General features: G+C 74.7%; 19 protein-coding genes. 16 read left to right on the forward strand and 3 right to left on the reverse strand.

Annotated elements, in window-relative coordinates; genetic code table 11:
• Positions 1-201 precede the first annotated feature (201 nt).
• Together AB0C99_RS01760 and AB0C99_RS01765 are read left to right on the forward strand one after the other, a co-directional pair.
• A complete protein-coding gene (locus tag AB0C99_RS01760; protein WP_362468638.1) occupies positions 202-1,098 on the forward strand; it encodes an EamA family transporter in 897 nt (298 codons plus the stop codon).
• A 98-nt stretch (positions 1,099-1,196) separates the two neighbouring features.
• Positions 1,197-1,391: a DUF1272 domain-containing protein gene (locus AB0C99_RS01765; protein ID WP_362468162.1), complete on the forward strand. Its 195-nt coding sequence runs from the start codon at positions 1,197-1,199 to the stop codon at positions 1,389-1,391.
• Between the two features lie 109 nt (positions 1,392-1,500).
• On the opposite strand, the gene AB0C99_RS01770 is transcribed toward AB0C99_RS01765, so the two are convergent.
• Positions 1,501-4,062 (reverse strand): ABC transporter permease, encoded by a 2,562-nt coding sequence (locus tag AB0C99_RS01770; protein WP_362468164.1) that lies wholly within the window; start codon positions 4,060-4,062, stop codon positions 1,501-1,503.
• 334 nt (positions 4,063-4,396) lie between these two features.
• On the opposite strand from AB0C99_RS01770, the gene AB0C99_RS01775 reads away from it, so the two are divergent.
• The 9 genes from AB0C99_RS01775 to AB0C99_RS01815 all read left to right on the forward strand — a co-directional run bounded on the left by AB0C99_RS01775 (position 4,397) and on the right by AB0C99_RS01815 (position 16,222).
• Positions 4,397-5,245: a TIGR03084 family metal-binding protein gene (locus AB0C99_RS01775; protein WP_362468166.1), complete on the forward strand. Its 849-nt coding sequence runs from the start codon at positions 4,397-4,399 to the stop codon at positions 5,243-5,245.
• A complete protein-coding gene (locus tag AB0C99_RS01780; RefSeq protein ID WP_362468168.1) occupies positions 5,242-7,140 on the forward strand; it encodes an acyclic terpene utilization AtuA family protein in 1,899 nt (632 codons plus the stop codon). Before AB0C99_RS01775 ends, AB0C99_RS01780 begins: the two co-directional genes overlap by 4 nt.
• Positions 7,137-8,735 (forward strand): carboxyl transferase domain-containing protein, encoded by a 1,599-nt coding sequence (locus AB0C99_RS01785; RefSeq protein ID WP_362468170.1) that lies wholly within the window; start codon positions 7,137-7,139, stop codon positions 8,733-8,735. The genes AB0C99_RS01780 and AB0C99_RS01785 overlap by 4 nt, the downstream gene beginning before the upstream one ends.
• Positions 8,736-8,743: 8 nt before the next feature.
• A complete protein-coding gene (locus tag AB0C99_RS01790) occupies positions 8,744-10,753 on the forward strand; it encodes a biotin carboxylase N-terminal domain-containing protein (protein WP_362468172.1) in 2,010 nt (669 codons plus the stop codon).
• Positions 10,750-11,883, forward strand: coding sequence for an acyl-CoA dehydrogenase (locus tag AB0C99_RS01795; protein WP_362468174.1), 1,134 nt, complete (start codon positions 10,750-10,752; stop codon positions 11,881-11,883). Before AB0C99_RS01790 ends, AB0C99_RS01795 begins: the two co-directional genes overlap by 4 nt.
• Positions 11,884-11,945: 62 nt before the next feature.
• Complete coding sequence (locus AB0C99_RS01800; protein WP_362468176.1) at positions 11,946-13,541, forward strand: 4-coumarate--CoA ligase family protein; 1,596 nt, start codon at positions 11,946-11,948, stop codon at positions 13,539-13,541.
• Positions 13,538-14,260: an enoyl-CoA hydratase family protein gene (locus AB0C99_RS01805; RefSeq protein ID WP_362468178.1), complete on the forward strand. Its 723-nt coding sequence runs from the start codon at positions 13,538-13,540 to the stop codon at positions 14,258-14,260. The genes AB0C99_RS01800 and AB0C99_RS01805 overlap by 4 nt, the downstream gene beginning before the upstream one ends.
• Complete coding sequence (locus AB0C99_RS01810; RefSeq protein ID WP_362468180.1) at positions 14,248-14,826, forward strand: TetR/AcrR family transcriptional regulator; 579 nt, start codon at positions 14,248-14,250, stop codon at positions 14,824-14,826. Before AB0C99_RS01805 ends, AB0C99_RS01810 begins: the two co-directional genes overlap by 13 nt.
• 346 nt (positions 14,827-15,172) lie before the next feature.
• Complete coding sequence (locus AB0C99_RS01815) at positions 15,173-16,222, forward strand: 2-oxoglutarate and iron-dependent oxygenase domain-containing protein (RefSeq protein WP_362468182.1); 1,050 nt, start codon at positions 15,173-15,175, stop codon at positions 16,220-16,222.
• On the opposite strand, the gene AB0C99_RS01820 is transcribed toward AB0C99_RS01815, so the two are convergent.
• Complete coding sequence (locus tag AB0C99_RS01820; RefSeq protein WP_362468184.1) at positions 16,201-17,301, reverse strand: citrate synthase 2; 1,101 nt, start codon at positions 17,299-17,301, stop codon at positions 16,201-16,203. The two genes, AB0C99_RS01815 and AB0C99_RS01820, sit on opposite strands and share 22 nt — an antisense overlap.
• A 246-nt stretch (positions 17,302-17,547) precedes the next feature.
• Here AB0C99_RS01820 and pdxH point away from each other — a divergent pair, with 246 nt between their 5' ends.
• From pdxH to AB0C99_RS01835, 3 genes are all read left to right on the forward strand, one after another.
• Positions 17,548-18,231 (forward strand): pyridoxamine 5'-phosphate oxidase, encoded by a 684-nt coding sequence (pdxH, locus tag AB0C99_RS01825; protein WP_362468186.1) that lies wholly within the window; start codon positions 17,548-17,550, stop codon positions 18,229-18,231.
• A 337-nt stretch (positions 18,232-18,568) separates the two neighbouring features.
• Positions 18,569-19,903: a PAS domain-containing protein gene (locus AB0C99_RS01830; RefSeq protein ID WP_362468188.1), complete on the forward strand. Its 1,335-nt coding sequence runs from the start codon at positions 18,569-18,571 to the stop codon at positions 19,901-19,903.
• A 114-nt stretch (positions 19,904-20,017) separates the two neighbouring features.
• On the forward strand, positions 20,018-23,173 hold the full coding sequence (locus tag AB0C99_RS01835; protein ID WP_362468190.1) for a hypothetical protein: 3,156 nt from the start codon (positions 20,018-20,020) through the stop codon (positions 23,171-23,173).
• 77 nt (positions 23,174-23,250) lie between these two features.
• Here AB0C99_RS01835 and AB0C99_RS01840 read toward each other — a convergent pair whose 3' ends face one another.
• On the reverse strand, positions 23,251-24,006 hold the full coding sequence (locus AB0C99_RS01840) for an SIS domain-containing protein (protein ID WP_362468192.1): 756 nt from the start codon (positions 24,004-24,006) through the stop codon (positions 23,251-23,253).
• Between the two features lie 151 nt (positions 24,007-24,157).
• Here AB0C99_RS01840 and AB0C99_RS01845 point away from each other — a divergent pair, with 151 nt between their 5' ends.
• On the forward strand, positions 24,158-24,850 hold the full coding sequence (locus AB0C99_RS01845; protein ID WP_128983937.1) for a metal-dependent transcriptional regulator: 693 nt from the start codon (positions 24,158-24,160) through the stop codon (positions 24,848-24,850).
• A 414-nt stretch (positions 24,851-25,264) separates the two neighbouring features.
• On the forward strand, positions 25,265-26,146 hold the full coding sequence (locus AB0C99_RS01850) for an alpha/beta hydrolase (protein ID WP_362468194.1): 882 nt from the start codon (positions 25,265-25,267) through the stop codon (positions 26,144-26,146).
• Positions 26,147-26,205 lie beyond the last annotated feature (59 nt).

A 26,205-nucleotide genomic window follows, 5' to 3' on the forward strand; every position in this document is an offset into this window, starting at 1 on the left:
GGAGCATAACCACAGATCAATCGGCATTTCACATGCCACGCGGAGGCTCTTAGCGTGAGGGTTGGAGCCTCGGGGGTCGGTCCATTACTCTGGACCGATTGGTTCAGAGTAATGGACTCTTGATCGTTTGTTGAGTTGCTGAGGAGTGCGCCGGTGGACAGCCCGGTCAAGGAGACAGCCGCCGTGCCCACGGCCACGCCCGTGCCCGTGGGGACCGCCGCGCCCGCCGCCCGCCCGTCCCGGGCCACCCGCCTCGGGCCCGTCGCGCTCGTCGTCGCCGGCGGGCTCTCCGTACAGTTCGGCTCCGCCGTCGCCGTGCTGCTCATGCCCCGGGCCGGCGCCCTCGGCGTCGTCACCCTGCGGCTCGTGCTCGCCGCCGCCGTCCTGCTGCTGGTCTGCCGCCCCAAGGTCCGCGGCTACAGCCGCGCCGACTGGGGCACCGTCGTCGCCTTCGGCACCGCCATGTCCGGCATGAACATCCTGTTCTACCTGGCCCTCGACCGGATCCCGCTCGGCGCCGCCGTCACCCTCGAAGTGCTCGGCCCGCTCGCCCTCTCCGTCATCGCCTCCCGCCGCCTGTCCAACCTGCTCTGGGCGGGCCTCGCCCTCGCCGGTGTCGTCCTGCTCAGCGGCGGCGGCTTCGACCGGCTCGACCCCGCCGGGGCGGGCTTCGCGCTCGCGGCGGGCGTCATGTGGGCCACGTACATCGTCTTCAGCGCCCGCACCGGCCGCCGCTTCCCGCAGGCCGACGGGCTCGCGCTGGCGATGGCGTTCGGCGCGGTGATCAGCCTGCCGTTCGGCATCGTCGAGGCCGGCGACCGGCTCCTCGTACCGTCCACCATCGGGCTCGGCCTCGCCGTCGCCCTGATGTCCTCGGTCCTCCCGTACACCCTCGAACTGCTCGCCCTGCGCCGCCTGCCCGCGCCGACCTTCGCCATCCTCATGAGCCTGGAACCGGCCATCGCCGCCACCGCCGGATTCCTCGTCCTGCACCAGGCCCTCGGCGTGACGGACGCGCTCGCCATCGCCCTCGTCATCGCGGCGAGCATGGGCGCGGTCCGCACCCAGGTGAAGCGGGCGGCCGGAACCACGGCCTGATCCCGATCGGGGACCGACAGGATCGGGCCGTCCCGATCCTGTCGATGTCTGGCCCGTGGGCGGTTTCCCGCCCGCGGGCCTTTTCGCAGGATGGGGGCATGGCTCTGGACATGCGCGAGATCTGCGAACGCTGCGAGACGACCCCCCTCACCCCCGGGGGCCCCGCCCGCATCTGCTCCCACGAATGCACCTTCTGCGTGCCGTGCGCGGACGCGATGCGGGACGTGTGCCCCAACTGCGGGGGCGAACTGGTCGCCCGGCCCCGCCGGGGCCCGGCCGCCGCCGCCGTCTGAGCACCGGGGCCGCCGTGGTCCGAGGCCCCGGCCCCCGAGGCCGCCGTGGTCCGAGGCCCCCCGGGTCCCCGGGGCCGCCGTGGTCCGAGGCCCCGGCCCCCCGAGGCCGCTACTCCGCCCGCAGCGCGTCCACCACGCCCATCCGCCGCACCCGCCGGGCCGGCAGCACCGAGGCCGCGATGCCCGTGAGGACCGTGGCCGCCAGGATGCCGAGGACCGTCAGGGCCGTGCCGCCCGACGAGGCGAGGAGCTGGAGCGGGGCGACCTTGTCGCTCATCACCGAGCGGGCCGCGAGCGAGCCGTAGACCAGGCCCAGGGCTGTGCCCGCGACGGCGCCGGACAGGGCGAGCAGCACCGACTCCAGGGTCAGCATCCGGCGGAGCTGGTCGCCCGTGAGGCCGATCGCGCGGAGCATCCCGAACTCGCGGGTGCGCTCCTCCACCGTCAGCATCAGGGTGGCCGCCACGCCCAGCGCGGCGATGCACATCGAGAAGCCGAGCAGCACCGTCACCACCAGCATCATCCGGTCCAGCATCGTGCGGACCATGACGGCGTCGGAGCCGGTGTCCGCGATCCGGATGCCGGGGTACGCGGCGAGCGCGCGGTCCACGGTGGCACGGGCCTCGTCGTGGCCGGTGCTCTCGCCCGGGTTCACCAGGACCGTCGACAGGCGGGCCGCGGCGCCGGGGGCGAGCCGGTCGAAGGTGGCGCCGTTCACGTACACGGTGGCCTCCGGGAAGAGCGAGACCGCCAGCATCGAGCCGCTCTCGCCGACGGCGGTCAGGCGGGTGGCGGGCGTGGCCGCACCGCCCTTCACCGTCAGGGTTCCCGGGCCGCCGAGGGACAGTGCCTGCCCGTCCTTCAGGCCGCCGGCCGCCGTGACGCCCTCCGCGTCGCGGCTCAGGCCGGCCGGGTCCGCCGTGGCGACGACGGTCCGCTTCCCGTCGACCGTCAGGGTGGCGGTACGGACCGGGGTGACCTTCAGGCCGGGCGCGGCGCGCAGGGCCGTGAGCGCGTCGGCCGGGATCCGGTCGTCGTCGGAGTCCAGCGCGAACACCGCGGGCGTCCGCCCGGCCAGCAGCTCCTCCAGGCCGCCCTTGGTGACGCCGATCGCGGTCACCGCCGACACCGCCACCGTCACGCCGACCAGCATCGCGGACGCGGCGGCGCCGGTGCGGGCCGCGTTGGCGCGCAGCTGCTGCACGGAGAGCCGGCCGACGGTGCCGAAGCGGCGGCGCAGGGCCAGCCCGATCAGGCCGACGACCGGCGGCAGCACGTACCGCGCGTACCGCAGCACCGCGAAGAAGGTGAGGATCGAGCCGAGGGTCACCGCGAGCAGCGCCATCGGCGAGCCGCCGAGGGCGCCGACCGCGAGGAGGCCCGCGCCGGAGACCAGCATGAGGACCGAGACGGCCTCGCGCACGGCGCGGCTGCCGGGCTCGGGCAGCGCCGCCGCGCCGCTGGCGGCGAGCGCGGCGACGGGCGGGACGGCGGAGGCGGCCTTCGCGGGCTTGCGGACCGCCCAGAAGGTGAGCAGCACGCCGAACAGCCCGCCGAGGACGAAGGTCCAGCGGCCCGGCATCAGGGTCAGTTCCACGGGGCCGAGGTCGGCGAGGCCGTTGAGGGCGAGGGTGCCGAGGGCGCAGGCGCCCGCGCCCGCCGCGAGCCCGGTGGCGGAGGCGAGCACGCCGAGCATCAGGCCCTGGCGGCGGATGATCTTGCGGAGCTGGTCGCGGTCGGTGCCCACGCAGCGCAGCAGGGCGAGCTGGCGGGCGCGCTGGGCGAGGACGACGGAGAAGGTGTTGGTGACGACCATCCGCGCCACGGCCATGGCGATGAGCACGAAGGAGAGCGCGGCGGCGAGCACCACCGCGTACATGCTCCGGCTGTTCTGCTTGGTCTCCTCGACCGCCCCGGCGTGGGTACGGGCGGTGATCTCGCCGCCGAGCGCCTTCTTGGCCGCCTTGGCGACGGCGAGCGGCTCGGCGCCGGGGCGCAGGCTCAGGTCCAGGTGGGTGGCGCGCAGCCCGGTGGCGTACGTCGCGGCCTGGGCGTACGGGACGCCGATCGCGGGCTGGGAGCCGAGCGCCTGGGAGGCGGAGGTGTCGAGGAGGCCGGTGAGGCGCGCCTCGGTGGTGCCGCCGGCGGCCCGGGTGACGCGGACGGTGCCGCCGACCGCCGCGCCGGCCCGGGACGCGCTGTCCCGGTCGAGGACGATCTCGCCGGGGCGTTCGGGCCAGCGGCCGGAGTCCAGGCGCTGCCAGCGCAGGGCGGGGTCGGCGGCGATGGAGGTGACCAGGGCCCGGTCGTCGAGCGGGCGGCCGGTGGGGGTGAGCACGTTGGCGTGGCCGACGAGCCGCTCGGCGACCCCGGCGACCTGCGGCAGCTGCGCCGCGCGGGCGGCGGTGCCGGCGGGCAGCGGGGCGCCGTCGCGGCCGGCGACCTGGACGGGCGCGGTGCCGACGTCGGCCGCCGCCGACTGCTCGTACGACTGGACGAGCGCGCCCGCGCCGCCGACGGACAGCACCAGGAAGGCGACGCCGACGGCGACGGCGGCGCCGGTGAGCACGAGCTGGCGCAGCTGGGCCCGGAAGTCCTTGACGGTGAAGCCCAGCAGCGAGGCGGGGCGGGAGGACCGGGAGGACCGGGAGGGGGACGGGGACGACGACATGCCTCCACGCTAGGAGCGGGGAAGGGTCGTTCTCGGCCCCGCGAGGCACGATTCGGGGTCATCCGGGAGTCGTCGGGGGAGGGGCGGGCGGGTACGTCCGGAGGATGACGCGGGGTCATCCGAAAATCATGCAAGCGTGCTTGATTGTTTCCTGGGGCGCTGCCATGCTCCTCGCGACGCACGTGTGCGGTCCGCCCGCGCACCGCCCGTGGGTCGTGTTCCCGCACCGCCCGTGGGTCGTGTCCACGCACCGCCCGTGAGTCTCGTTCCCGCACCGCCCGTGAGTCCCGTTCCCGCACCGCCCGTGACCGCAGATCCCCGAGGGGAGCGCTCCGTGTCCGATCCCGCCGCCGTGCTCGACGACCTGGCCGCCGAGAGCGAGGAGGCCGACTCCCTGGTCCGGGGGCTGAGCGCCGCGCGGTGGGCCGCGCCGACCCCCGCCGCCGGGTGGACGGTCGCCCACCAGATCGCGCACCTCGCCTGGACCGACCGGGCTGCGCTGCTCGCCGCCACCGACCCCGCCGCCTTCGCCGCCGAGGCGGCCGAGGCGCTCGCCGCGCCGGACACCTTCGTCGACGAGGGCGCCGAGAAGGGCGCGGCCCTGCCGCCCGCCGAACTCCTCGCCGGCTGGCGGGACGGCCGCGAACGGCTCCTCGCGGTGCTGCGCGCGGCCCCGCCCGGCGCGCGCTTCCCCTGGTACGGGCCCGCCATGAGCGCCGCGTCCCTGGCCACCGCCCGCCTGATGGAGACCTGGGCGCACGGCCAGGACGTCGCCGACGCGCTCGGGGTGGTCCGCACCCCCACCGCGCGGCTGCGGCACGTGGCCTGGATCGGGCTGCGGGCCCGGGACTACGCCTACCTGGTGCGGGGGCTGACGCCGCCCGCCGAGCCCTTCCGGCTCGAACTCACCGCCCCCGACGGGGAGCCGTGGACGTACGGCCCCGAGGGCACGGCCCAGGTGGTCAGGGGGCCCGCGCTCGACTTCTGCCTGCTGGTCACCCAGCGCGTGCACGTCGACGACACGGCCCTCGTTCCGCTCGGAGCGGAAGCAACCCGCTGGCTCGGCTTCGCCCAGGCGTTCGCGGGCCCGGCGGGCCCGGGGCGCCCGCCGAGGGGCGGCGCGGGGGAGGCCGATGCGCCGAAGGGCGGCGCGCGGGAGCGTGCGGAAGGAGGCGCCGCGTGAGCCCCGTCGGCCCCATCAGCCCCTCCGGCCGCACGGGCCGGGTCCTCCGGATCGGCAACGCCTCCGGCTTCTACGGCGACCGCTTCGACGCCGTCCGAGAGATGCTCACCGGCGGAGGCACGACCGGCGGAGGCATGACCGGCGGAGGCACGACCGGCGGGGGTGCCGGTGGAGGCACCGACGCCGTCACCGGCCCCGCCCCCGCCCCCGGCCTGGACGTCCTCACCGGGGACTACCTCGCCGAGCTGACCATGCTCATCCTCGGCCGCGACCTCCTCAAGGACCCCTCCACCGGCTACGCCAAGACCTTCCTGCGCCAGATGGAGGAGGGCCTCGGGCTCGCCCACGAGCGTGGCGTCCGGATCGTCGCCAACGCGGGCGGGCTCAACCCGGCCGGGCTCGCGGAGGCGCTGCGCGCGCTCGCGGGGCGGCTCGGGATCCCGGCCCGGATCGCCCACGTCGAGGGCGACCGGCTGCCCGCGCGGGACGGCGTCCTCGCCGCCAACGCCTACCTCGGCGGCGCCGGGATCGCCGCCTGCCTCGAAGCGGGCGCCGACATCGTCGTCACCGGCCGGGTCACCGACGCGGCCCTGGTCACCGGCCCCGCGCAATGGTTCTTCGGCTGGAAGCCAGGCGATCCAGGCAAGCTCGACGAGTCCGGGGAGCCGGGGCAGCCCGGACGGCCCGGACGCCCCGGCGAGTCCGGCGTCTACGACCGGCTCGCGGGCGCCGTCGTCGCCGGGCACGTCCTGGAGTGCGGCACCCAGGCCACCGGCGGCAACTACGCCTTCTTCGCCGCCCACGACCCGAACCTTCTGCGCCGCCCCGGCTTCCCGCTCGCCGAACTCCACGAGGACGGCAGCGCGGTGATCACCAAGCACCCCGGCACCGGCGGCCTCGTCGACGTCGGGACGGTCACCGCGCAGCTGCTGTACGAGACGGGCGGCGCGCGGTACGCGGGACCCGACGTCACCGCCCGGCTCGACACCGTGCGGCTCGCGCAGGAGGGCCCGGACCGGGTGCGGATCTCCGGGGTGCGGGGCGAGGCCCCGCCGCCCACGCTCAAGGCGGGCCTGTGCCGGCTCGGCGGTTTCCGCAACGAGGTCGTGTTCGTCCTGACCGGGCTCGACATCGAGGCGAAGGCCGCCCTGGTCCGCGCCCAGATCGACGACGCCCTCGCGGACCCGTCGGTCAAGGCCCGCCCCGGGGACGTCCGTTGGGAGCTGTCCCGCACCGACCGACCCGACGCGGACACCGAGGAGACGGCGAGCGCCCTGCTGCGGCTCGTGGTCCGCGACCCGGACCCGGAGGCCGTCGGCCGGGCCCTGTCGGGGGCGGCGATCGAGCTGGCGCTGGCGAGCTACCCCGGCTTCCACGTGACCGCCCCGCCCGGCAAGGGCGCCCCCTACGGAGTGTTCGAGACCGCGTACGTCCCCGCCGGGGAGGTCCCGCACACGGCGGTGCTGCCCGACGGGACCCGCGTCGCCGTGCCCGTACCGCCGGAAAGCCGGGAGCTCGAACCCGTACCGGAGCCGCCGCTGCCCGCGCCGCCGTCGCCGGGGCCCACCCGGCGCGGGCCGCTCGGGCTCGTCGCCGGGGCCCGCAGCGGCGACAAGGGCGGGGACGCCAACGTCGGGGTGTGGGTCCGGGACGACCGGGCCTGGCGCTGGCTCGCGCACACCCTCACCGTCGAGCTCTTCCGGGAATTGCTTCCGGAGACGAAGGAACTCGCGGTCGAGCGGCACGTCCTGCCCGGTCTCCGGGCTCTCAACTTCACCGTCACCGGGCTGCTCGGCGAAGGCGTCGCCGCCCAGGCCCGGTTCGACCCGCAGGCCAAGGGGCTCGGCGAATGGCTCCGCTCCCGGCACGTGGACCTACCGGAGGAACTGCTGTGACCGTCCTCGCCTCCGCCCTCGACACCGGCGGACCCGACTACGCGGCGCACCGCGCGGCCATGCTGGAGAAGCTGGCCGCGCTCGACGCCGAACACGCCAAGGCCCTCGCGGGCGGCGGCGAGAAGTACACCGAGCGGCACCGGCGGCGCGGCAAGCTGCTCGCCCGCGAGCGGATCGAGCTGCTGGTCGACCGGGACACCCCGTTCCTGGAGCTGTCCCCGCTCGCCGCCTGGGGCAGCGACTACCCGGTGGGCGGCTCGCTGGTCACCGGCATCGGGGTGGTCGAGGGGGTCGAGTGCCTGATCACCGCCAACGACCCGACCGTGCGCGGCGGCGCCTCCAACCCCTGGACGCTGAAGAAGGCGCTGCGGGCCAACGAGATCGCGTTCGCCAACCGGCTCCCGGTGATCTCCCTCGTCGAGTCCGGCGGCGCCGACCTGCCCTCGCAGAAGGAGATCTTCATCCCGGGCGGCGCGCTCTTCCGCGACCTCACCCGGCTGTCCGCCGCCGGCATCCCCACCATCGCGGTGGTCTTCGGCAACTCGACGGCGGGCGGCGCGTACGTCCCCGGCATGTCCGACCACACCGTGATGATCAAGGAGCGGTCGAAGGTCTTCCTCGGCGGGCCGCCGCTGGTCAGGATGGCGACGGGCGAGGTGAGCGACGACGAGTCGCTGGGCGGCGCCGAGATGCACGCCCGGGTCTCCGGGCTCGCCGACCACTACGCCGTCGACGAGCCGGACGCGCTGCGCCAGGCCCGCCGGATCGTCGCCCGCCTCAACCACCGCAAGGCGCTGCCGGATCCGCTGCCGGCGGCGCCCCCGAAGTACGACGAGGACGAGCTGCTCGGCATCGTCCCCGGCGACCTGAAGACGCCCTTCGACCCGCGCGAGGTGATCGCCCGGATCGTCGACGGCTCGGCGTTCGACGAGTTCAAGCCGCTGTACGGGCCGAGCCTGGTGACCGGCTGGGCCGCGCTGCACGGCTACCCGGTCGGCGTCCTCGCCAACGCGCGGGGCGTGCTGTTCAGCGCCGAGTCGCAGAAGGCGGCGCAGTTCATCCAGCTCGCCAACCAGCGCGACATCCCGCTCCTCTTCCTCCACAACACCACCGGTTACATGGTGGGCAGGGAGTACGAGCAGGGCGGCATCATCAAGCACGGCGCCATGATGATCAACGCGGTCGCCAACTCGAAGGTCCCGCACCTCTCCGTCCTCATGGGCGCCTCCTACGGGGCCGGGCACTACGGCATGTGCGGCCGGGCCTACGACCCGCGCTTCCTCTTCGCCTGGCCGAGCGCCAAGTCCGCCGTCATGGGCCCGCAGCAGCTCGCGGGCGTCCTCTCGCTCGTGGCGCGCGCCTCGGCGGAGGCGAAGGGGCGCCCGTACGACGAGGAGGGGGACGCCGGGATGCGCGCCTTCGTCGAGGCGCAGATCGAGGCGGAGTCGCTGCCCGTGTTCCTCTCCGGGCGGCTGTACGACGACGGGGTCATCGACCCGAGGGACACCCGCACCGTCCTCGGGCTCTGCCTGTCCGCCATCCACAACGCACCGGTCGAGGGCGCGCGCGGCGGCTTCGGCGTCTTCCGAATGTGAGGGCTCTCGTGATTTCCACCGTCCTTGTGGCGAACCGGGGCGAGATCGCCTGCCGGATCTTCCGCACCTGCCGCGAGCTGGGCATCGCGACCGTCGCCGTGTACTCCGACGCGGACGCCGGCGCCCTGCACGTACGGGAGGCGGACGCGGCCGTCCGGCTGCCGGGGGCGACACCGGCGGAGACGTATCTGCGCGCCGACCTGGTGGTGGCGGCGGCGCGGGCGGCGGGCGCGGACGCGATCCACCCCGGCTATGGATTCCTCTCGGAGAACAAGGAATTCGCGGAGGCGGTGACCGGCGCCGGGCTCACCTGGATCGGGCCGCCGCCCGCCGCGATCGAGGCGATGGCCTCCAAGACCCGCGCCAAGGAGCTCCTCGGCATCCCGCCGCTCGACCCCGGCGAGGTCACCGAGGCCGACCTGCCCGTCCTGGTGAAGGCCGCGGCGGGCGGCGGCGGGCGCGGGATGCGGATAGTCCGCGAACTGGACGAGCTGAAGGGCGAGTTGGCGGCGGCCTCGGCCGAGGCGCTGAGCGCCTTCGGGGACGGCGAGGTGTTCGTCGAGCCGTACGTCGAGGACGGCCGGCACGTCGAGGTGCAGGTCCTCGCCGACGCGCACGGCACGGTCTGGACGCTCGGCACCCGCGACTGCTCCCTCCAGCGCCGTCACCAGAAGGTCATCGAGGAGGCCCCGGCCCCCGGCCTCCCGCCGGAGCTGCTCGACTCCCTGTACGCGTCCGCCGCCTCCGCCGCCCGCTCCGTCGGCTACACGGGCGCGGGCACGGTCGAGTTCCTGGTCGCGGACGGGCGGGCGCACTTCCTGGAGATGAACACCCGCCTCCAGGTCGAGCACCCCGTCACCGAGGAGGTCCACGGCCTGGACCTGGTCGCCCTCCAGCTCGCGGTGGCCGAGGGCACCCCGCTGCCGCCCGAGCCGCCCGCGCCCCGGGGCCACGCCATCGAGGCCCGGCTGTACGCGGAGGACCCGGCGGCGGGCTGGCGCCCGCAGACGGGGGTGCTGCACACGCTGGAGTTCCCGGACGCGACGGAGGAGGCCCCCGGCGCCCGCCCCCGTACCCGCGTCCGCGTCGACACGGGCTACGCCTCCGGCGACACCGTGGGCGTGCACTACGACGCGATGCTCGCCAAGGTCGTCGTGCACGCGCCCACCCGCGCCGAGGCCGCCCGCAGGCTGGCCCACGTCCTGGAACGGGCCCGGATCCACGGCCCCGTCACCAACCGGGACCTGCTCGTCGCCTCCCTCCGGCACCCCGGCTTCACCGACCCGGAGCGCCTCGGCACCGGCTTCTACGAGCACCACCTGGACGCGGTCACCGAGCCGCCCGCCGGGGAGGAGCGGGCCGCCGTGGCCGCCGCGCTCGCGGCGGCGGCGCGGGGCGGGGGCCGCTTCGGCGGCGGCTGGCGCAACGTGCGCTCGCGGGACGAGACGCGGACGTACGAGGGCCGCGCCGCGCACGAGGTCCGCTACCGCCCGACCCGTACCGGCGGCCACGAGGTGACGGCCCCGCCCGGGATCCGCGCGGTGTCCGTCGCGCCGGACCGGGTGAGCCTCGAAGCGGACGGCGTGGTCAGCGCCTTCGAGGTCGCGGAACACGACGGCACGGTCTACGTCGGCCGCCACCGCCTGACCGCCGCCCCCCGCTTCCCCGCCCCGGACGAGCAGACCGCCCCCGGCTCGCTGCTCGCGCCGATGCCCGGCACCGTCGTGCGGGTCGCCGAGGGCCTGGCCGTGGGCGACCGGGTCGCGGCCGGGCAGCCCCTGCTCTGGCTGGAGGCCATGAAGATGGAGCACCGGGTCACCGCGCCCGCCTCCGGCACGCTCACCGCCCTGCACGCCGCCCCCGGCCGCCAGGTCGAGGTCGGCACCCTGCTCGCCGTCGTACAGCCGGACGACCGGCCGGACCAGCCGGTACCGGCCGAAGCCCAGGAATCCCAGGAAGTCCAGGAAGTCCAGAAAGCCCAGAAACCCCAGGAAGCCCAGGAGGACCAGACCGCATGAGCAGCATCATCGAGTCCCCGGAACACACCGCGCTCCGCGCCGCCGTCTCCGCCCTGGGGCACCGGCACGGCCCCGGCTTCGACCGGGCGAGCCTGTGGGCCGAGGCGGGCAAGCTCGGCTACCTGGGCGTCAACCTGCCCGAGGAGTACGGGGGCGGGGGCGGCGGCATGGCCGAGCTGTCCATCGTCCTGGAGGAGGCGGGCGCGGCCGGCGCGCCGCTCCTGATGATGGTGGTGTCGCCCGCGATCTGCGGCACGGTCATCGCCCGCTTCGGCACCGAGGAGCAGAAGCGGACCTGGCTCCCCGGCCTGGCGGACGGCAGCCGCACGATGGCCTTCGGGATCACCGAGCCGGACGCGGGCTCCAACTCGCACAGGATCACCACCACGGCCACCCGCACCGAGGAGGGCTGGGTCCTCAACGGCCGCAAGGTCTTCGTCTCGGGCGTGGACATCGCGGACGCCACCCTGATCGTGGGCCGCACGTCGGACGCCCGCACGGGCAGCCTGAAGGCGTGCCTGTTCATCGTCCCGCGCGACACCCCGGGCTTCGAGCGGCGTCACATAGAGATGGAACTGGCCGCCGACGAGAAGCAGTTCGAGCTGGTCCTGGACGAGGTGCACCTGCCGGCCGACGCGCTGGTCGGCGACGAGGACGCGGGCCTGCTCCAGCTCTTCGCCGGGCTCAACCCCGAGCGGATCATGACGGCGGCGTTCGCGATCGGCATGGGCCGCTACGCGCTGGCGCAGGCGGTGCGGTACGCCAAGGAGCGCCAGGTCTGGAAGGCCCCGATCGGCGCCCACCAGGCCATCGCGCACCCCCTGGCCCAGGCCCACATCGAGCTGGAACTGGCCCGCCTGATGATGCGCAAGGCCGCCGCGCTGTACGACGCGGGCGACGACATGGGCGCGGGCGAGGCGGCGAACATGGCCAAGTACGCCGCCGCCGAGGCGTGCGTACGCGCCGTCGACCAGGCCGTCCACACCCTGGGCGGCAACGGCCTGACCAAGGAGTTCGGCCTGGCCCGCCTGATCACCGCCGCCCGGGTGGCCCGGATCGCCCCGGTCAGCCGCGAGATGATCCTCAACTTCGTGTCCCACCAGTCCCTGGGCCTGCCGAAGTCGTACTGAGCGACGCCGTCCCGCCCGTCCTCGGCACCACCCATCCACCCACCATCAGGGGGCACGCACGCATGGTGTTTCACAGCGAGTACCCGGACGTCCCGGCCGTCTCCCTCCCCATCCACGACGCCGTCCTCGGCGGCGCCGCCGAGTTCGGCGACCTTCCGGCGCTGATCGACGGGGCGGCCGGGGCGGGGGAGCTGACGCTCACGTACGGGCAGCTCGACGCCTTCCATCGGCGGGTCGCCGCCGGGCTCGCCGAGGCGGGGGTGCGGGCGGGTGACGTGCTCGCGCTGCACAGCCCCAACACGGTGCTGTTCCCGGTCGCCTTCTACGCGGCCACCCGCGCGGGGGCCGCCGTGACCACCGTGCACCCGCTGGCCACGCCGGAGGAGTTCGCCAAGCAGCTGAGCGACTCCTCCGCGCGGTGGATCGTCACCGTGTCGCCGCTGCTGGCGACGGCCCGCGCGGCGGCCGAACTCGCGGGCGGGGTGCGGGAGATCTTCGTCTGCGACACCACCGAGGACTGCCGTTCGCTCCAGGAGTTCCTGGGCTCGGCCGCGCCCGAGCCGGTCCCGGACATCGACCCGGCGGCGGACCTCGCGGCCCTCCCGTACTCCTCCGGCACCACCGGCGTCCCCAAGGGCGTGATGCTCACGCACGCCTCGATCGCGACCAACCTGGCCCAGCTCGAACCGCTGATGCCGATGGGCCCGGGGGACCGGATTCTCGCCGTATTGCCCTTTTTTCACGTATATGGGCTCACGGCGCTCATGAACGCCCCCCTGCGGCGCGGCGCCGCCGTCGTCGTGCTGCCCCGCTTCGAGCTCGACGGCTTCCTCGCCGCCATCGAGAAGCACCGCATCAACGCGCTGTACGTGGCCCCGCCGATCGTCCTCGCGCTCGCCAAGCACCCGGCGGTGGCCTCGTACGACCTGTCCTCGCTGCGCTACATCGTCTGCTCCGCCGCCCCGCTCGACGCCGCCCTCGCCGAGGCGTGCTCGGCGCGGCTCGGGCTGCCGCCCGTCCGGCAGGCGTACGGGATGACGGAGATGTCCCCGGCCACCCACCTCGTGCCGCTCGCCGCCGGGAACCCTCCGCCCGGCACCGTCGGCAAGCTGCTGCCCTCCACCGAGATGCGGCTGGTCTCGCTCGACGACCCCGCGCGGGACGCCGGTCCGGGGGAGGAGGGCGAGATCGCCTTCCGGGGCCCGCAGGTGATGAAGGGCTACCTGGGCCGGCCCGAGGCCACCGCCGCCATGATCGACGAGGCCGGCTGGCTGCGCACCGGCGACATCGGGCGGGTCGACGAGGACGGCTGGCTGTACGTCGTCGACCGGGTCAAGGAGCTCATCAAGTACAAGGGCTTCCAGGTCGCCCCCGCCGAGCTGGAGGCGCTCCTCCTCACCCACGAGGGCATCGCCGACGCCGCCGTCATCGGGGTGCCCGGCGAGGACGGCGGGGAGATCCCGAAGGCGTTCGTGGTCCGCCAGCCGTCGGCCGCCGACCTCACCGGCGAGGAGGTGGCGGCGTTCGTGGCCGCGCGGGTCGCCCCGTACAAGAAGATCCGCCGAGTCGAGTTCATCGGGGCGGTCCCGAGGGCAGCGTCGGGGAAGATCCTGCGCCGAGAGCTGCGCGAGCAGAGAGAACCGAGGGACCGCACATGAGCCTGATCGACATCACCGCCGACCGGGGCGTCACCACCCTCGCCCTGGACTCCCCGGCCACCCGCAACGCGCTCTCGGCGCCCCTCGTGGCCGAGCTCGCCGAGGCGCTGGCCGCCTGCGGCAAGGACCCCGAGGTACGGGCGGTCGTGCTCACCCACACCGGCGCCACGTTCAGCGCGGGCGCCGACCTGAAGGCGCCGCCCGGGCCGTACGCCTTCGTCGACCTCCTGCGACAGATAGTCGAACTCCCCAAACCGGTCGTCGCCGTCGTCGACGGGCACGCCCGCGCGGGCGGACTCGGACTCCTCGGCGCCTGCGACATCGTGCTGGCCTCCGACACCTCGGACTTCGCGCTGACGGAGGTACGGATCGGGGTCGCGCCCGCCGTGATCTCGGTGACCCTGCTCCCCAAGCTGGACCAGCGGGCGGCGGCCCGCTACTACCTGACCGGCGAGCGCTTCGGCGCCGAGCAGGCCCGCGCCATGGGCCTCGTGACCGCCCCCGCCGCCGACCTGGACGCCGTACTGGACGGGCTGCGCGCCGCCTCGCCGCAGGGGCTGCGCGCCTCGAAGCGGCTGGTCACGGCTAGAGTCCTGGAAGCCTTCGAGCGGGACGCGGAGGAGCTGGTCCAGCTGTCCGCGTCGCTGTTCGCCTCGGCCGAGGCACGCGAAGGGATGACGGCCTTCCTCGAACGACGGGACCCAGCATGGCGGCTCTGACCGGCCCGAAGCAGGACCGGAGCCGCGCCACCCGGCAGCGGCTCCTGGAGGCCGCGGTGTCCTGCCTCGCCGAGCACGGCTGGGCGGGCTCCACCGTGGCGGTCGTCGCCGAACGGGCCGGCGTCTCGCGCGGCGCCGCGCAGCACCACTTCCCCACCCGCGAGGACCTGTTCACCGCCGCCGTCGAGTACGTCGCCGAGGAACGCTCCCAGGCCCTGCGCGAGCTGCCCGCCACCGGCCGCCAGGAGGCCGTCGCCGCCCTCGTCGACCTCTTCACCGGCCCCCTCTTCCGGGCCGCCCTCCACCTGTGGGTCGCCGCCTCCGACCAGGAGCCGCTGCGCGCCCGCGTCACCGAACTCGAAGCCCGCGTCGGCCGCGAGTCCCACCGCATGGCCGTCGAGCTCCTCGGCGCCGACGAGTCCCGCCCCGGGGTCCGCGAATCCGTCCAGGGCCTCCTCGACATGGCCCGCGGCCTCGGCCTCGCCACCCTCCTCACCGACGACCGCGCCCGCCGCGACCGGGTCGTCGCCCAGTGGGCCCGCATCCTGGACGAGACCCTCGGCTGACCGGCGGGTGACCGGCGGCCGACCCGCGCCTGGGCGAGCCGGGCCCCGCACCACCGCGCGCGAACCGGGCTCCGCCCGCCCCCGCCCCGTACCCCCCACACACCCGCGTGACGGCGGCCACAGCCACTCCCGCTCCGCGCCCCCCGCAGTACGCTGGTGCCATGCTTTCGCTCGTACGTCGTCGCCACGTGGACCTGCTCCGCGTCGCGAGCATGGGCTGTCCGGGTCGTCCCTGACCCCAGGCCCGACCCCCTCGCCCGGTCCGGGGCGGACGACGCGGCACGGCACGGCCCGCCGCGCGTCCGGCACCGGAGACGGGCGCCGTACACCCCCGCGGACGCACACCATGAGTTACACCTCGCAGCTCCCCATCGTCGACCTCTCCGCAGCGGACCGTGGCCCGCAGGCCCGCCGGCTGCTGCGCGCCCAGCTCCACTCCGCCGCCCATGACGTGGGTTTCTTCCAGCTCGTCGGGCACGGCGTGACCGAGGCCGAGACGCGGGCGCTGACCGGCGCCATGCGGGCCTTCTTCGCGCTGCCGGAGGCCGACCGGCTCGCCCTGGACACGACGAACTCGCCGCACTTCCGCGGCTACACCCGGATCGGCGACGAGCGCACCGGCGGCGCCCGCGACTGGCGCGACCAGCTCGACATCGGCGCCGAGCGGCCCGCGCACGTGCCGGGCCCGCAGGAGCCCCCGTACTGGTGGCTCCAGGGCCCCAACCAGTGGCCCGCCGCCCTCCCGGAGCTGCGGCTCGCCGCGCTGAACTGGATCGAGCGGCTCAGCGGCGTCGCCGAGCGGCTGCTGCGCGAGCTGCTGGCCTCCATCGGCGCCGCGCCCGACTTCTACGCCGACGCCTTCGGCCCGCGCGCCCACCCGCACCTGAAGCTGGTCCGCTACCCGGGCAGCAGCGGCGAGGGCGACGACCAGGGCGTGGGCGCGCACAAGGACTACGGCTTCCTGACGCTGCTGCTCCAGGACCAGGTGGGCGGGCTCCAGGTGGAGCGGGAGGACGGCGTCTTCCACGACGTGCCGCCGCTGCCGGGCGCGTTCGTGGTGAACCTGGGCGAGCTCCTGGAGGTGGCGACGGACGGCTACCTCGTCGCCACCCACCACCGCGTGGTCTCACCGCCCGGGGCGACGGAACGGTTCTCCGTCCCGTTCTTCTACAACCCGCGGCTCGACGCGCGGATCGCCCCGCTCGTCTTCCCGTACGCCGGGTCGGCGCCCGGGGTCACGGCCGACCCGGCGAACCCGCTGTTCGCCGAGTACGGCCGGAACGAGCTGAAGGGCAAGCTGCGCGCCCATCCGCTGGCGGCGGCCCGCCACCACGCGGACCTGCTCCTCGACCAGGGCCGGCAGGCCCAGCCCGCTCAGCCCGCGATGTCCTCGTAACCCTCGATCTCGCGCGGGTCGCGGACGCCGGGGCCGGTGTAGCGCGCGGACGGCCGGACGAGGCGCCCGGTGCGCTTCTGCTCCAGGATGTGCGCCGACCAGCCGGCCGTGCGGGCGCAGGTGAACATCGAGGTGAACATGTGCGCCGGCACCTCGGCGAAGTCCAGGACGATGGCCGCCCAGAACTCGACGTTGGTGGCGAGGACGCGGTCGGGGCGCCGGTTGTGCAGCTCCTCCAGGGCGGCCTTCTCCAGGGCCTCGGCGACCTCGAAGCGCGGCGCGGCGAGCTCCTTGGCGGTGCGGCGGAGCACGCGGGCGCGCGGGTCCTCGGCGCGGTAGACGCGGTGGCCGAAGCCCATCAGCCGCTCGCCGTTGTCGAGGGCCTGCTTGACGTACGCGGTGGCGTCGCCGGTGCGCTCGATCTCCTCGATCATGCCGAGCACGCGGGAGGGCGCGCCGCCGTGCAGCGGGCCGGACATGGCGCCGACGGCGCCCGAGAGGGCGGCGGCCACGTCGGCGCCGGTGGAGGCGATGACGCGGGCGGTGAAGGTGGAGGCGTTCATGCCGTGCTCGGCGGCGGAGGTCCAGTAGGCGTCGACGGCCTTGACGTGCTTGGGGTCGGGCTCGCCGCGCCAGCGGACCATGAAGCGCTCGACGACGGTCTCGGCCTTGTCGATCTCGCTCTGCGGGACCATCGGCAGCCCCTGGCCGCGGGCCGACTGGGCGACGTACGACAGGGCCATGACGGCGGCGCGGGCGAGGTCGTCGCGGGCCTGCTCGGCGGAGATGTCGAGGAGCGGTTTGAGGCCCCAGACCGGCGCGAGCATGGCGAGGGCGGACTGCACGTCGACGCGGATGTCGCCGGAGTGGACGGGGATCGGGAAGGGCTCGGCGGCCGGCAGGCCGGGGTTGAAGGCGCCGTCGACCAGGAGGCCCCAGACATTGCCGAAGGAGACGTGACCGACCAGGTCCTCGATGTCGACGCCGCGGTAGCGCAGCGAGCCGCCCTCCTTGTCGGGCTCGGCGATCTCCGTCTCGAACGCGACGACTCCTTCGAGCCCCGGTACGAAGTCAGACATGAGGCGGCTCCTCCATAGCGATGTGTGCGCCGCACCCGCTGTGCGGGCGGTGCGAGCGCTGCCTGATCGATGATCAATCATTCCGTCGGCCGGTTGGCGGGACGCAACAGTGATCCAGCGCATGAGTCTGTACGGTTCCGATGATGCGGGGAAGCGTGACATCCGGCACACTGCGCCGAATCGGCGATGAAGGATTAGCGACCCGTGGTGCCGGGCAGACTCGGGCGCTACGGCAGGATGGCCCCCGTGACCGACGCTCTCGATCCCGCCGACATGCGCGAGCAGTACCGCACCATGGAGCTGACCCTGGCGGACCTCGCACCCGAACCGGTCGAACAGTTCTCGCGCTGGTTCAAGGAGACCGCCGCGACCCCGGCGATCCACGAGCCGAACGCGATGGTCGTCTCCACCGCCACCCCCGACGGCCGCCCGTCCTCGCGCACGGTGCTGCTCAAGCACTACGACGCGGCGGGCTTCGTGTTCTTCACCAACTACGGCTCGCGCAAGGGCCGGGAGCTGGCGGCGAACCCGTACGTCTCGCTGCTCTTCCCCTGGCACCCGATGGCCCGGCAGGTCGTCGTGACCGGCCGCGCGGCGCGCGTCGGGCGGGACGAGACGGCGGCGTACTTCCGCACCCGCCCGTACGGCTCGCAGCTCGGCGCGTGGGCCAGCCCGCAGTCGTCGGTGATCGGCTCGCGGGCCGAACTGCTCACCCGGTACGAGGAGCTGGCCGCCCGCCACCCGGAGGGCGAGCAGGTGCCGGTGCCGCCGGAATGGGGCGGCTTCCGGGTGGTGCCGGAGACGGTGGAGTTCTGGCAGGGCCACGAGAACAGGCTGCACGACCGGCTGCGGTACGTGCGCGAGGCGGGGCCCGAGGGCATGGAAGGTGCGGACGGCGAGACCTGGCGGGTCGAGCGCCTGGCGCCCTGAACGGTCCGGGGCGTCCGCGCCTTCGCAGACGCAGACGACCCGTGGGCCTTGGTCCCGTCCGCTGCAGTTCGGACGGGAGCCGGCCGGACTGACCGGCGGCCCACGGGTCGGGTGACTGCGATGGTGTCGGCAGAGGGCCTGCCGAGGTGCACAAGAGTGCGACGGCAGGCGCTAGCCCGCAGTCACCTCACGAGTCCGAAAAGAAACCATTTTTTCGGATCACCTCCTTTCACGTGTGCCTTCACCATAGGAAGCTCCGCGCGCCCGCTCAACCTATTTTCCGCAACGGGCTGTGTCCTGGGTCACGTTTCCAGTTCAATGAGGCGGGGGGTGTCGGATGAGTGCTTCGACGGCGAGTGTTCCCGGGGCGGACCTGCTGGCCGCGCTGCTCGACGGCATGGACGCCGCGCTGTGCGCGCTGGACGCCGACGGGATGGTCACCCACTGGAACCGCGAGGCCGAACGGATCCTCGGCTGGTCGGCGGGGGAGGCGGTCGGCCGGCGCGGCTTCGACGGCTGGGCGGCCCGCAGCGCCGACGCCGAGGACACCCTGGCCCGCCTGATGCGGGCGATGACCGCGCCGGGCCGCCAGGTCCACGAGTTCGCGCTGCTGCGCAAGGACGGCGGGCGGGTCCTGGTCCGCACCCAGACGGCAGGCGTGCGCGGCCCCGACGGCGCACCGGCCGGGGTGTACTGCGCGTTCAGCGAGGTGCACGTCCAGGTCGACCTGGAGCGCTCCCTCGCGCTCAGCGAGGCCCTGTTCGGGGAGGCGCCCTGGGGCGTCGTCCTGGTCGACGTCGACCTGCGCCCGGCGGTCGTCAACGCCTATGCGGCCCGCGCGCTGGGCACCGCCCGCACCACGCCGCTGGGCCGCCCGCTGGGCGAGCTCGTGACCCGGGGCGCCGAGGAGCTGGAGGCCGCCGTCCAGCACGTGCTGGCCGCCGGGGCGCCGCCCGCGCCCGCCGACCTGTGGGTGACGCTCGACGGCCCGCGCGGGGAGCGCCGCCGCTGCTGGCGCTCCGGCTTCGTACGGCTCTCCTCCCCGCTCGCCGAGGAGCCGGAGCCGGTCCCGCTGGGGGTCGGCTGGCTCTTCCAGGACGTCACGGAGGCGCGGCTGGCCGAGCGGGAGGCGGACCGGCTCCGCTTCCGCTGGAACCAGCTGCACCGCGCGGGGGTGGCGGCGGCGGAGTGCGAGGACCCGGAGGACGCCGCCGCGGTCCTGCTGGACTTCGCCGTGGCGGGCTTCGCCGACCACGTCCTGGTCGACCGCGCCCTCCCGGACGGCCGCCTGGTCCGCGCCCTGGCGACCCCGTCGGGCGCCCCCGGCCCGGTGACCCGCACGGCCACCGGCGGCATCCCCCTCCCGTACCCGCCGACCCACCCGGCCCTCCGCTCCCTGACAGGCCCGGGCCCGACCCGCGCGAGCGCCACCACGGAGCGCCCGGGGGCCGCGGGGCCCCTGGGCGCGGCCCCGGCCCCCGACTGGTCCGCCGGGCTCCTATGGCCCCCCGGCATGGCCCACGCCCTGTGCGTCCCGCTCCGCGCCCGCGCGCGCACGCTGGGCGTCGCCACCTTCCTGCGCTCCCCGTCCCGCCCCGCCTTCGAGCGGGACGACGCGGTGTACGCGGAGACGGTGGCGGGCCGCGTCGCGGCGGCGCTGGACGGCGGCTGACGGCCCCGTCGCCCTTCCGGCGGGACTGTCGTTCGGCTGTGCGATCATCACCGCACATCCGAACCGCGGAACCGAACCGCGCGTCGGTTTGACACCGCTCCGGGGGGAACGGGAATGTCCCAACTTTCGTGTACGGAAGCCAGATCGGGGCCGTACACCACTCTGCTCACCACGCTCGTCACCGTGCTCGCCCTGCTGACCCCCGTCCTCCCGGCGGGAGCCGCGTGGGCGGCGGACGCCCCGGTCGGCGGGGACTGCGCGGTCGTGCCCGTGAACGCGTACGGCTCCGCGCCGACGGCCACGGAGCCGGCCGCGACCTGCAAGGAGTTCACCGCGCCGGCCACGGGCCCGTACGACGTCTTCGGCGTCACCCCGGCCGACTCGCGCGTCCGGCTCGCCGTGTACGACGCGGCGGGCACGCTCGTGTGCGCCGCGGCGGAGGGGTGCCTGCTGACGGCCGAGGGCACCTACCGCGTGGCCACCGGCGACCCGACGCTGATCCTCGACCGGTCCTCCGCGCAGGGCTGCGCCGAGGCTGGCCCCGGCAAGCTCACGGGCACGATCGAGGCGGGCGGCGGGATCGACTGCCTGACCCTGTCCCTGCCCGGGGGAGCCCGGATGGAGGCCCTCACCCCGCGCGAGTCCGGCGCCGTCGCGGAGGTCGTCGACGGCACGGGTACGCGCGTCTGCGCGGCGGGCGCCCTGGCCGCGACCACCTGCGAGCTGACCGGTCCCGCCCCGCACCGGGTGCTGGTCTCCACCGGTGCCACGCACGCGCCGGCCGGCCCGTACCGCCTGGCGGTCTACCGAACGGACACGCCCAACGACTGCCCGGTCGTCCCGCTCGGCGACTTCACGGAGTCGACCGCGAAGACGGCGGTGCGAGGCGGGGCGGACGACTTCGCGCACTGCTTCACGATCCCCGCCGACGACCGGACGAGGCGCGAGGCCATCGGTACCGAGGCGAGCGACGGCGAGTGGGTCCAGACGGGCCCTGGCCAGGGCTTTCCCACCCGGTACTCCTGGGCCGAGCACACGGTCCTGGACGCCCGGGGGACGCGGGTCTGCGACGCGGTCTGCGTGCTCGCGCCGGGCACGGCCTACACCGTGCTCGTCCGCACCGATCCGCTCGACGCCTTCAACGTCGTACGGCGTGACCTGACCGGCGCGGCCCCCGGCTGCGCGGTGCAGCCCGCGACGGCGGTGGGCGGCCCCTCGCAGGAGGGGAAGCAGGGCATCTCGGGCTCGCTCGGCTGCCGGCAGGTGACCACGCGGGACGCGGGCGACGTGCTGTACCTCAACCTCCGGGGCGACCACGGGGCGGGAGCCACGGTGGTCGACGAGGCCGGCCGGACCACGCGCTGCGCCGACGGCTGCAACGTCACCGGCTCGACCCGGTACGCGGTCCTCGTCTCCGCCCCGGTCCAGCGGCCGAGTGCCACGTACCGCTTCGACGCGCTGCGGATCGCGACCCCGGCCGGCCCGGCCCCCGAGTGCGCGCGGGTGCTGAACCTCCGCGACGGGTACCGTCCGCCCGCGGGGACCCTCGACGAGGAGCGCACGGCGGTCTGCGCCGTGCTGCCCACCGTGACCGGCGACGAGTTCTGGGCCAGGATCAGCGACCCCGAGGGGACGGCGGCCACGGCCGTTCCGTCGCTCTGGGACACCGGCCTGAACAACGCGTGCGGCAACACCGCGCGGGGCTACCGCTGCGCGATCGGCGCGGGGACCGCGCCCGGGGTGCCCTCCCCGGCGGTCCTGGTGCTCGGCCTGCCCGAGTCGACGTCCCAGGTGTCGTACACGGGCGAGGTCGTCTGCGACACGGAGCGGAACTCCCGGCGGGTCTGCGGCGGGGTGCCGGTGTCGGTCTCGTCCGTCTCCCCGGCGTCCGCCCCGCGCGGCTCGCTGGCGACCCTCACCGTGCACGGCACCTCCCTGAGCAAGAGGGACACGGTCGAGCTGACCAAGGACGGGAAGACGCTGCGGGCCACGCCGGCCGCGCTCTCCCCCGACGGCCGGTCCCTCACCGTGACGGTGGGCCTCAGCGTCGCCTCCCTCGGCGACTGGCAGGTGAAGGTCCACGCGAACGGGACGGTGGCCAAGCCCGGCACGTTCACGGTCACGCCGCCCACCTCCGGCCTCGGCAGCTTCGTACCGCTCGGCCCCACCCGGCTGATGGACACCCGCTACGGCACCGGTGACGTGCCACGGGCCAAGGTGGGCCCCGGCGGCACGGTCACCGTCCAGGTGACGAACCGCCACTGGGTCCCCTCCAAGGGGGTCAGCGCGGTCGTCCTCAACGTCACGGCGACCGGACCCACCGCCGCCGGTTTCGTCTCCGCGTACCCCCACGGCACGGCCCGCACCTCCGCCTCGAACCTGAACTTCAAGGCGGGCCAGACGATTTCGAACCTGGTGGTGGTGCCGGTGGCCGCCGGCGACGGCGCGGTGACCTTCTACAACAAGGCGGGCTCGGTCGACCTGGTCGCCGACATCGCCGGCTACTACGTCACGGACGGCTCGGGAGCCACGTACAAGCCCGTGACGCCCGCGCGGCTGATGGACACGCGTTCCGGCCTCGGCGTGCCGCAGGCGCGGCTCGGGGCGCGGGAGAGCGTCGCGCTCAAGGTGGCGGGCGCCGGCGGCCTTCCCGACACCGGGGTCACGGCCGTGGTGCTCAACGTGACGGCGGCGGCGCCGACCGCGGCCGGGTACGTCTCGGCCGGACCGGGGGACCACTACTCCGTCGGCACGTCGAACGTGAACTTCACCGCCGGGCAGACCATCCCGAACCTCGTGGTGGTGCCCGTCTCGGAAGCGGGTGAGGTGAGGTTCTACAACCACACCGGGACCGTGGACCTGATCGCCGACGTGGCGGGCTACTTCACCATGGACGCCACGGGCTCCGCCTACCGGCCGATCACCCCCACCCGGCTCATGGACACCCGTGCCGGGCTCGGTGTGCCCAAGGCGAGGGTCGGGGCCAAGTCGACGGTCACGCTCGACGTGGCGGGCGTGGGCGGGATCCCGGCCACCGGGGTCACGGCGGTCGTCATGAACGTGACGGCGGTCGCCCCCACCGCGGGGGGCTTCGTGTCGGTCTTCCCGGACGGGACGGTCCGCACCTCGGCGTCGAACCTGAACTTCACCGCCGGGACGACCATCCCCAACCTGGTCGTGGTGCCCGTGGTGAACGGCAAGGTGAGTTTCTACAACCACGCGGGGTCCGTGGACCTGCTGGCGGACGTGGCCGGGTACTACGTCTCGTAGGAGACGCGGGAGGCTCCGGAAGTCACAGGAGGGGGCGATGGCGAGTGTTCGCCATCGCCCCCTCCCGGGTTTACGGATCAGTGCCGGAAGAAGATCCGGTCCCCGTACTCCGTCATCACGCGCCCGTTCCACTCGTGCCCGCCGTCCACGTTGCCCGAGCGCAGCAGCGGCGGCTCGATGCCGCGGCGGACCAGGTCCTCGGCGGCGGCGGCCATGGTGGCCTGCATCAGGGCGCTGGTGACGACCGTGGAGGCGGGGGCGAAGGGGGCCTCGATGCCCTCGTGGGTGAGCTCCGCGTCGCCGACGGCGATCTTGGAGTCGAGCACGATGTCGCAGTGGTCCTTCAGGTACGACCCCGAGACGTGCCGCGAGCGGGTCTCCGTCGCGTACGCCACGGAGGTCACGCCGATCACGGTGAGGCCGAGGGCGCGCGCGTTCATCGCCATCTCGACCGGCAGCGCGTTGCGCCCGGACAGCGAGATGATGATCAGCACGTCGCCGGCCCGCGCGGGGGAGGAGTCCAGGACCGCGCCGGCCAGGCCGTCCACCCGCTCCAGGGCGGAGCCGAGGGTGGCGGGCATCACGTCGACGCCGACGACACCAGGGACGGCCAGCAGGTTCATCAGGGCGAGGCCGCCCGCGCGGTAGACCACGTCCTGCGCGGCCAGCGAGGAGTGGCCGGCGCCGAAGGCGAACAGCCGGTTGCCCGAGGCCACCGCCTCCGCGATGGCCGCCCCGGCCTCGGCGACGGCGTCCGCTTCCTCGTCCCGCACCTTCTGGAGCAGGCCGATCGCGGCGTCGAAGAACTGTCCGGCCAGCTTGCTCTCGCCCATGGCGGCGGCTCCTTCTCGTCGTGGTCGCCGATCACGGTGCGGTCTGGACCATTGCTCTGTCAATACCGCCTCACCCCGGGACGCCCCCGGTTGTCGGCGCGATGCGTCAGAATTGGGGCAGGGCCAGCGCACGACTCATCGAGGGGCACGTATGTCCGGACTGATCGACACCACGGAGATGTATCTCCGCACCATCCTTGAGCTCGAAGAGGAAGGTGTGGTGCCCATGCGTGCCCGGATCGCCGAGCGGCTGGACCAGAGCGGTCCGACCGTGAGCCAGACCGTGGCCCGGATGGAGCGCGACGGCCTGGTGGCCGTGGCCAGCGACCGCCACCTGGAGCTCACGGAGGAGGGCCGCCGCCTGGCCACCCGCGTGATGCGCAAGCACCGGCTCGCCGAGTGCCTGCTCGTCGACGTGATCGGCCTGGAGTGGGAGCAGGTCCACGCGGAGGCGTGCCGCTGGGAGCACGTGATGAGCGAGGCGGTGGAGCGCCGGGTCCTGGAGCTGCTGCGGCACCCGACGGAGTCGCCGTACGGCAACCCCATCCCGGGCCTGGAGGAGCTGGGCGAGAAGGCCGAGGCGGAGTCCTTCCTGGACGACTCGATGGTCTCGCTGGCCGACCTGGACGCGGGCGGCGAGGGCAAGACGGTGATCGTCCGCCGGATCGGCGAGCCCATCCAGACGGACGCCCAGCTCATGTACACCCTGCGCCGGGCCGGCGTGCAGCCGGGCTCGGTCGTCTCGGTGACGGAGTCCCCGGGCGGCGTCCTGGTGGGCAGCAGCGGCGAGGCGGCGGAGCTGGACTCGGAGGTGGCGGCGCACGTCTTCGTGGCGAAGCGCTGAGCCGAGAGGGGGCGGCACCGCCCCCTCACCCCCGGCTTCCTTCCCGCCTCCCCTCCCCAGGGGCCCGTTTTACGGCGGAATCGCCACGCCCCCGCCCCCGCGCGTGCCACGCTGGGGGCATGAGGGCCGGCCTTCATGAGCAGCGCGTCACCGCGACGAAGAGCCCCGGCGCCGTGCGGCGCCGGGGCCCGTCCTCCCCTGTGCCGACCCGGAGCCCCGAGCTCCCAGGGTCGTTCCCCACGGACCGTTTTCCCCGAGCGGTCCGCCTCCCGCTGAAGATCTCCCCTCGGCCGCGCCCGCCAATCCTTGAGCGTTGTCACTCGAACGAGGGGTGTTGAGCGGCAGCAGCGCATTTTCGAATACGGGTTCGATAGTCTGGCGCAGTTCCAAGGGAAAGAGGGGGTGCCGAGCAGCATGGTGCGACGACTCGACGTCACCGGGGCCGAGGGCGTACGCCTGGTGGCCTGGGACTTCACGGAGGGCACCGCCCCCGCGGCGGCCGACGGCTCCGGGGTCTTACTCCTCCACGGACTGATGGGCCACGCCGCCCACTGGACCCGCGCCGCCACCCGCCTCGGCCGCGGCCACCGCACCGTCGCCCTCGACCAGCGCGGCCACGGCGGCAGCGAGAAGCCCGCCGCGGGCCCCTTCACGCGCGAGGCGTACGTCGCCGACGCGGCGGCCGTCGTCGAGCGCCTCGGCCTCGGCCCCGTCACCCTCGTCGGGCACTCCATGGGCGCCCTCACCGCCTGGCAGCTCGCCGCCGAGCGCCCCGACCTCGTGCGCGCCCTCGTCATCTGCGACATGCGCGCCTCCGCCCTCGGCGCCGCCTCCCAGCGCGAGTGGCGGGACTGGTTCCGCCGCTGGCCCGTCCCCTTCGCCTCGCTGGACGCGGTCCGCGCCTGGTTCGGCGACACGGACCCCTGGGTCGAGCGCCCGCACCCGGCCCGAGGCGAGTTCTTCGCCGAGGTGATGGCCGAGCACCCCGACGGCTGGCGCCCGGTCTTCGACCCCGACCAGATGCTCACCTCCCGGGAGACCTGGGTCCACGACGCCCACTGGGAGTCCCTCGCCCAGGTCCGCTGCCCCACCCTCGTCGTCCGCGGCCTGGACGGCGAGCTGGGCCGCGCGGAGGCCCAGGAGATGGTCCGCGTCCTCCCGCGCGGGGCGTACGCGGAGATCCCCGACGCCGGGCACCTCCTGCACTACGAGCACGCCGACGCCTGGCGGGAGGCCGTGGAGCCTTTCCTGGAAGCCGTCCTGACATCCCGGCAGACCCCGGCACCGGGTCTATAAGATCACCGGCGGGGGCCGTCGGGCCGCCCGCGCGACCAGTGACGCCGGACCCGGAGGTC

The organism is Streptomyces sp. NPDC048659, from assembly GCF_040650575.1.
In the GTDB taxonomy this organism is placed as follows: domain Bacteria; phylum Actinomycetota; class Actinomycetes; order Streptomycetales; family Streptomycetaceae; genus Streptomyces.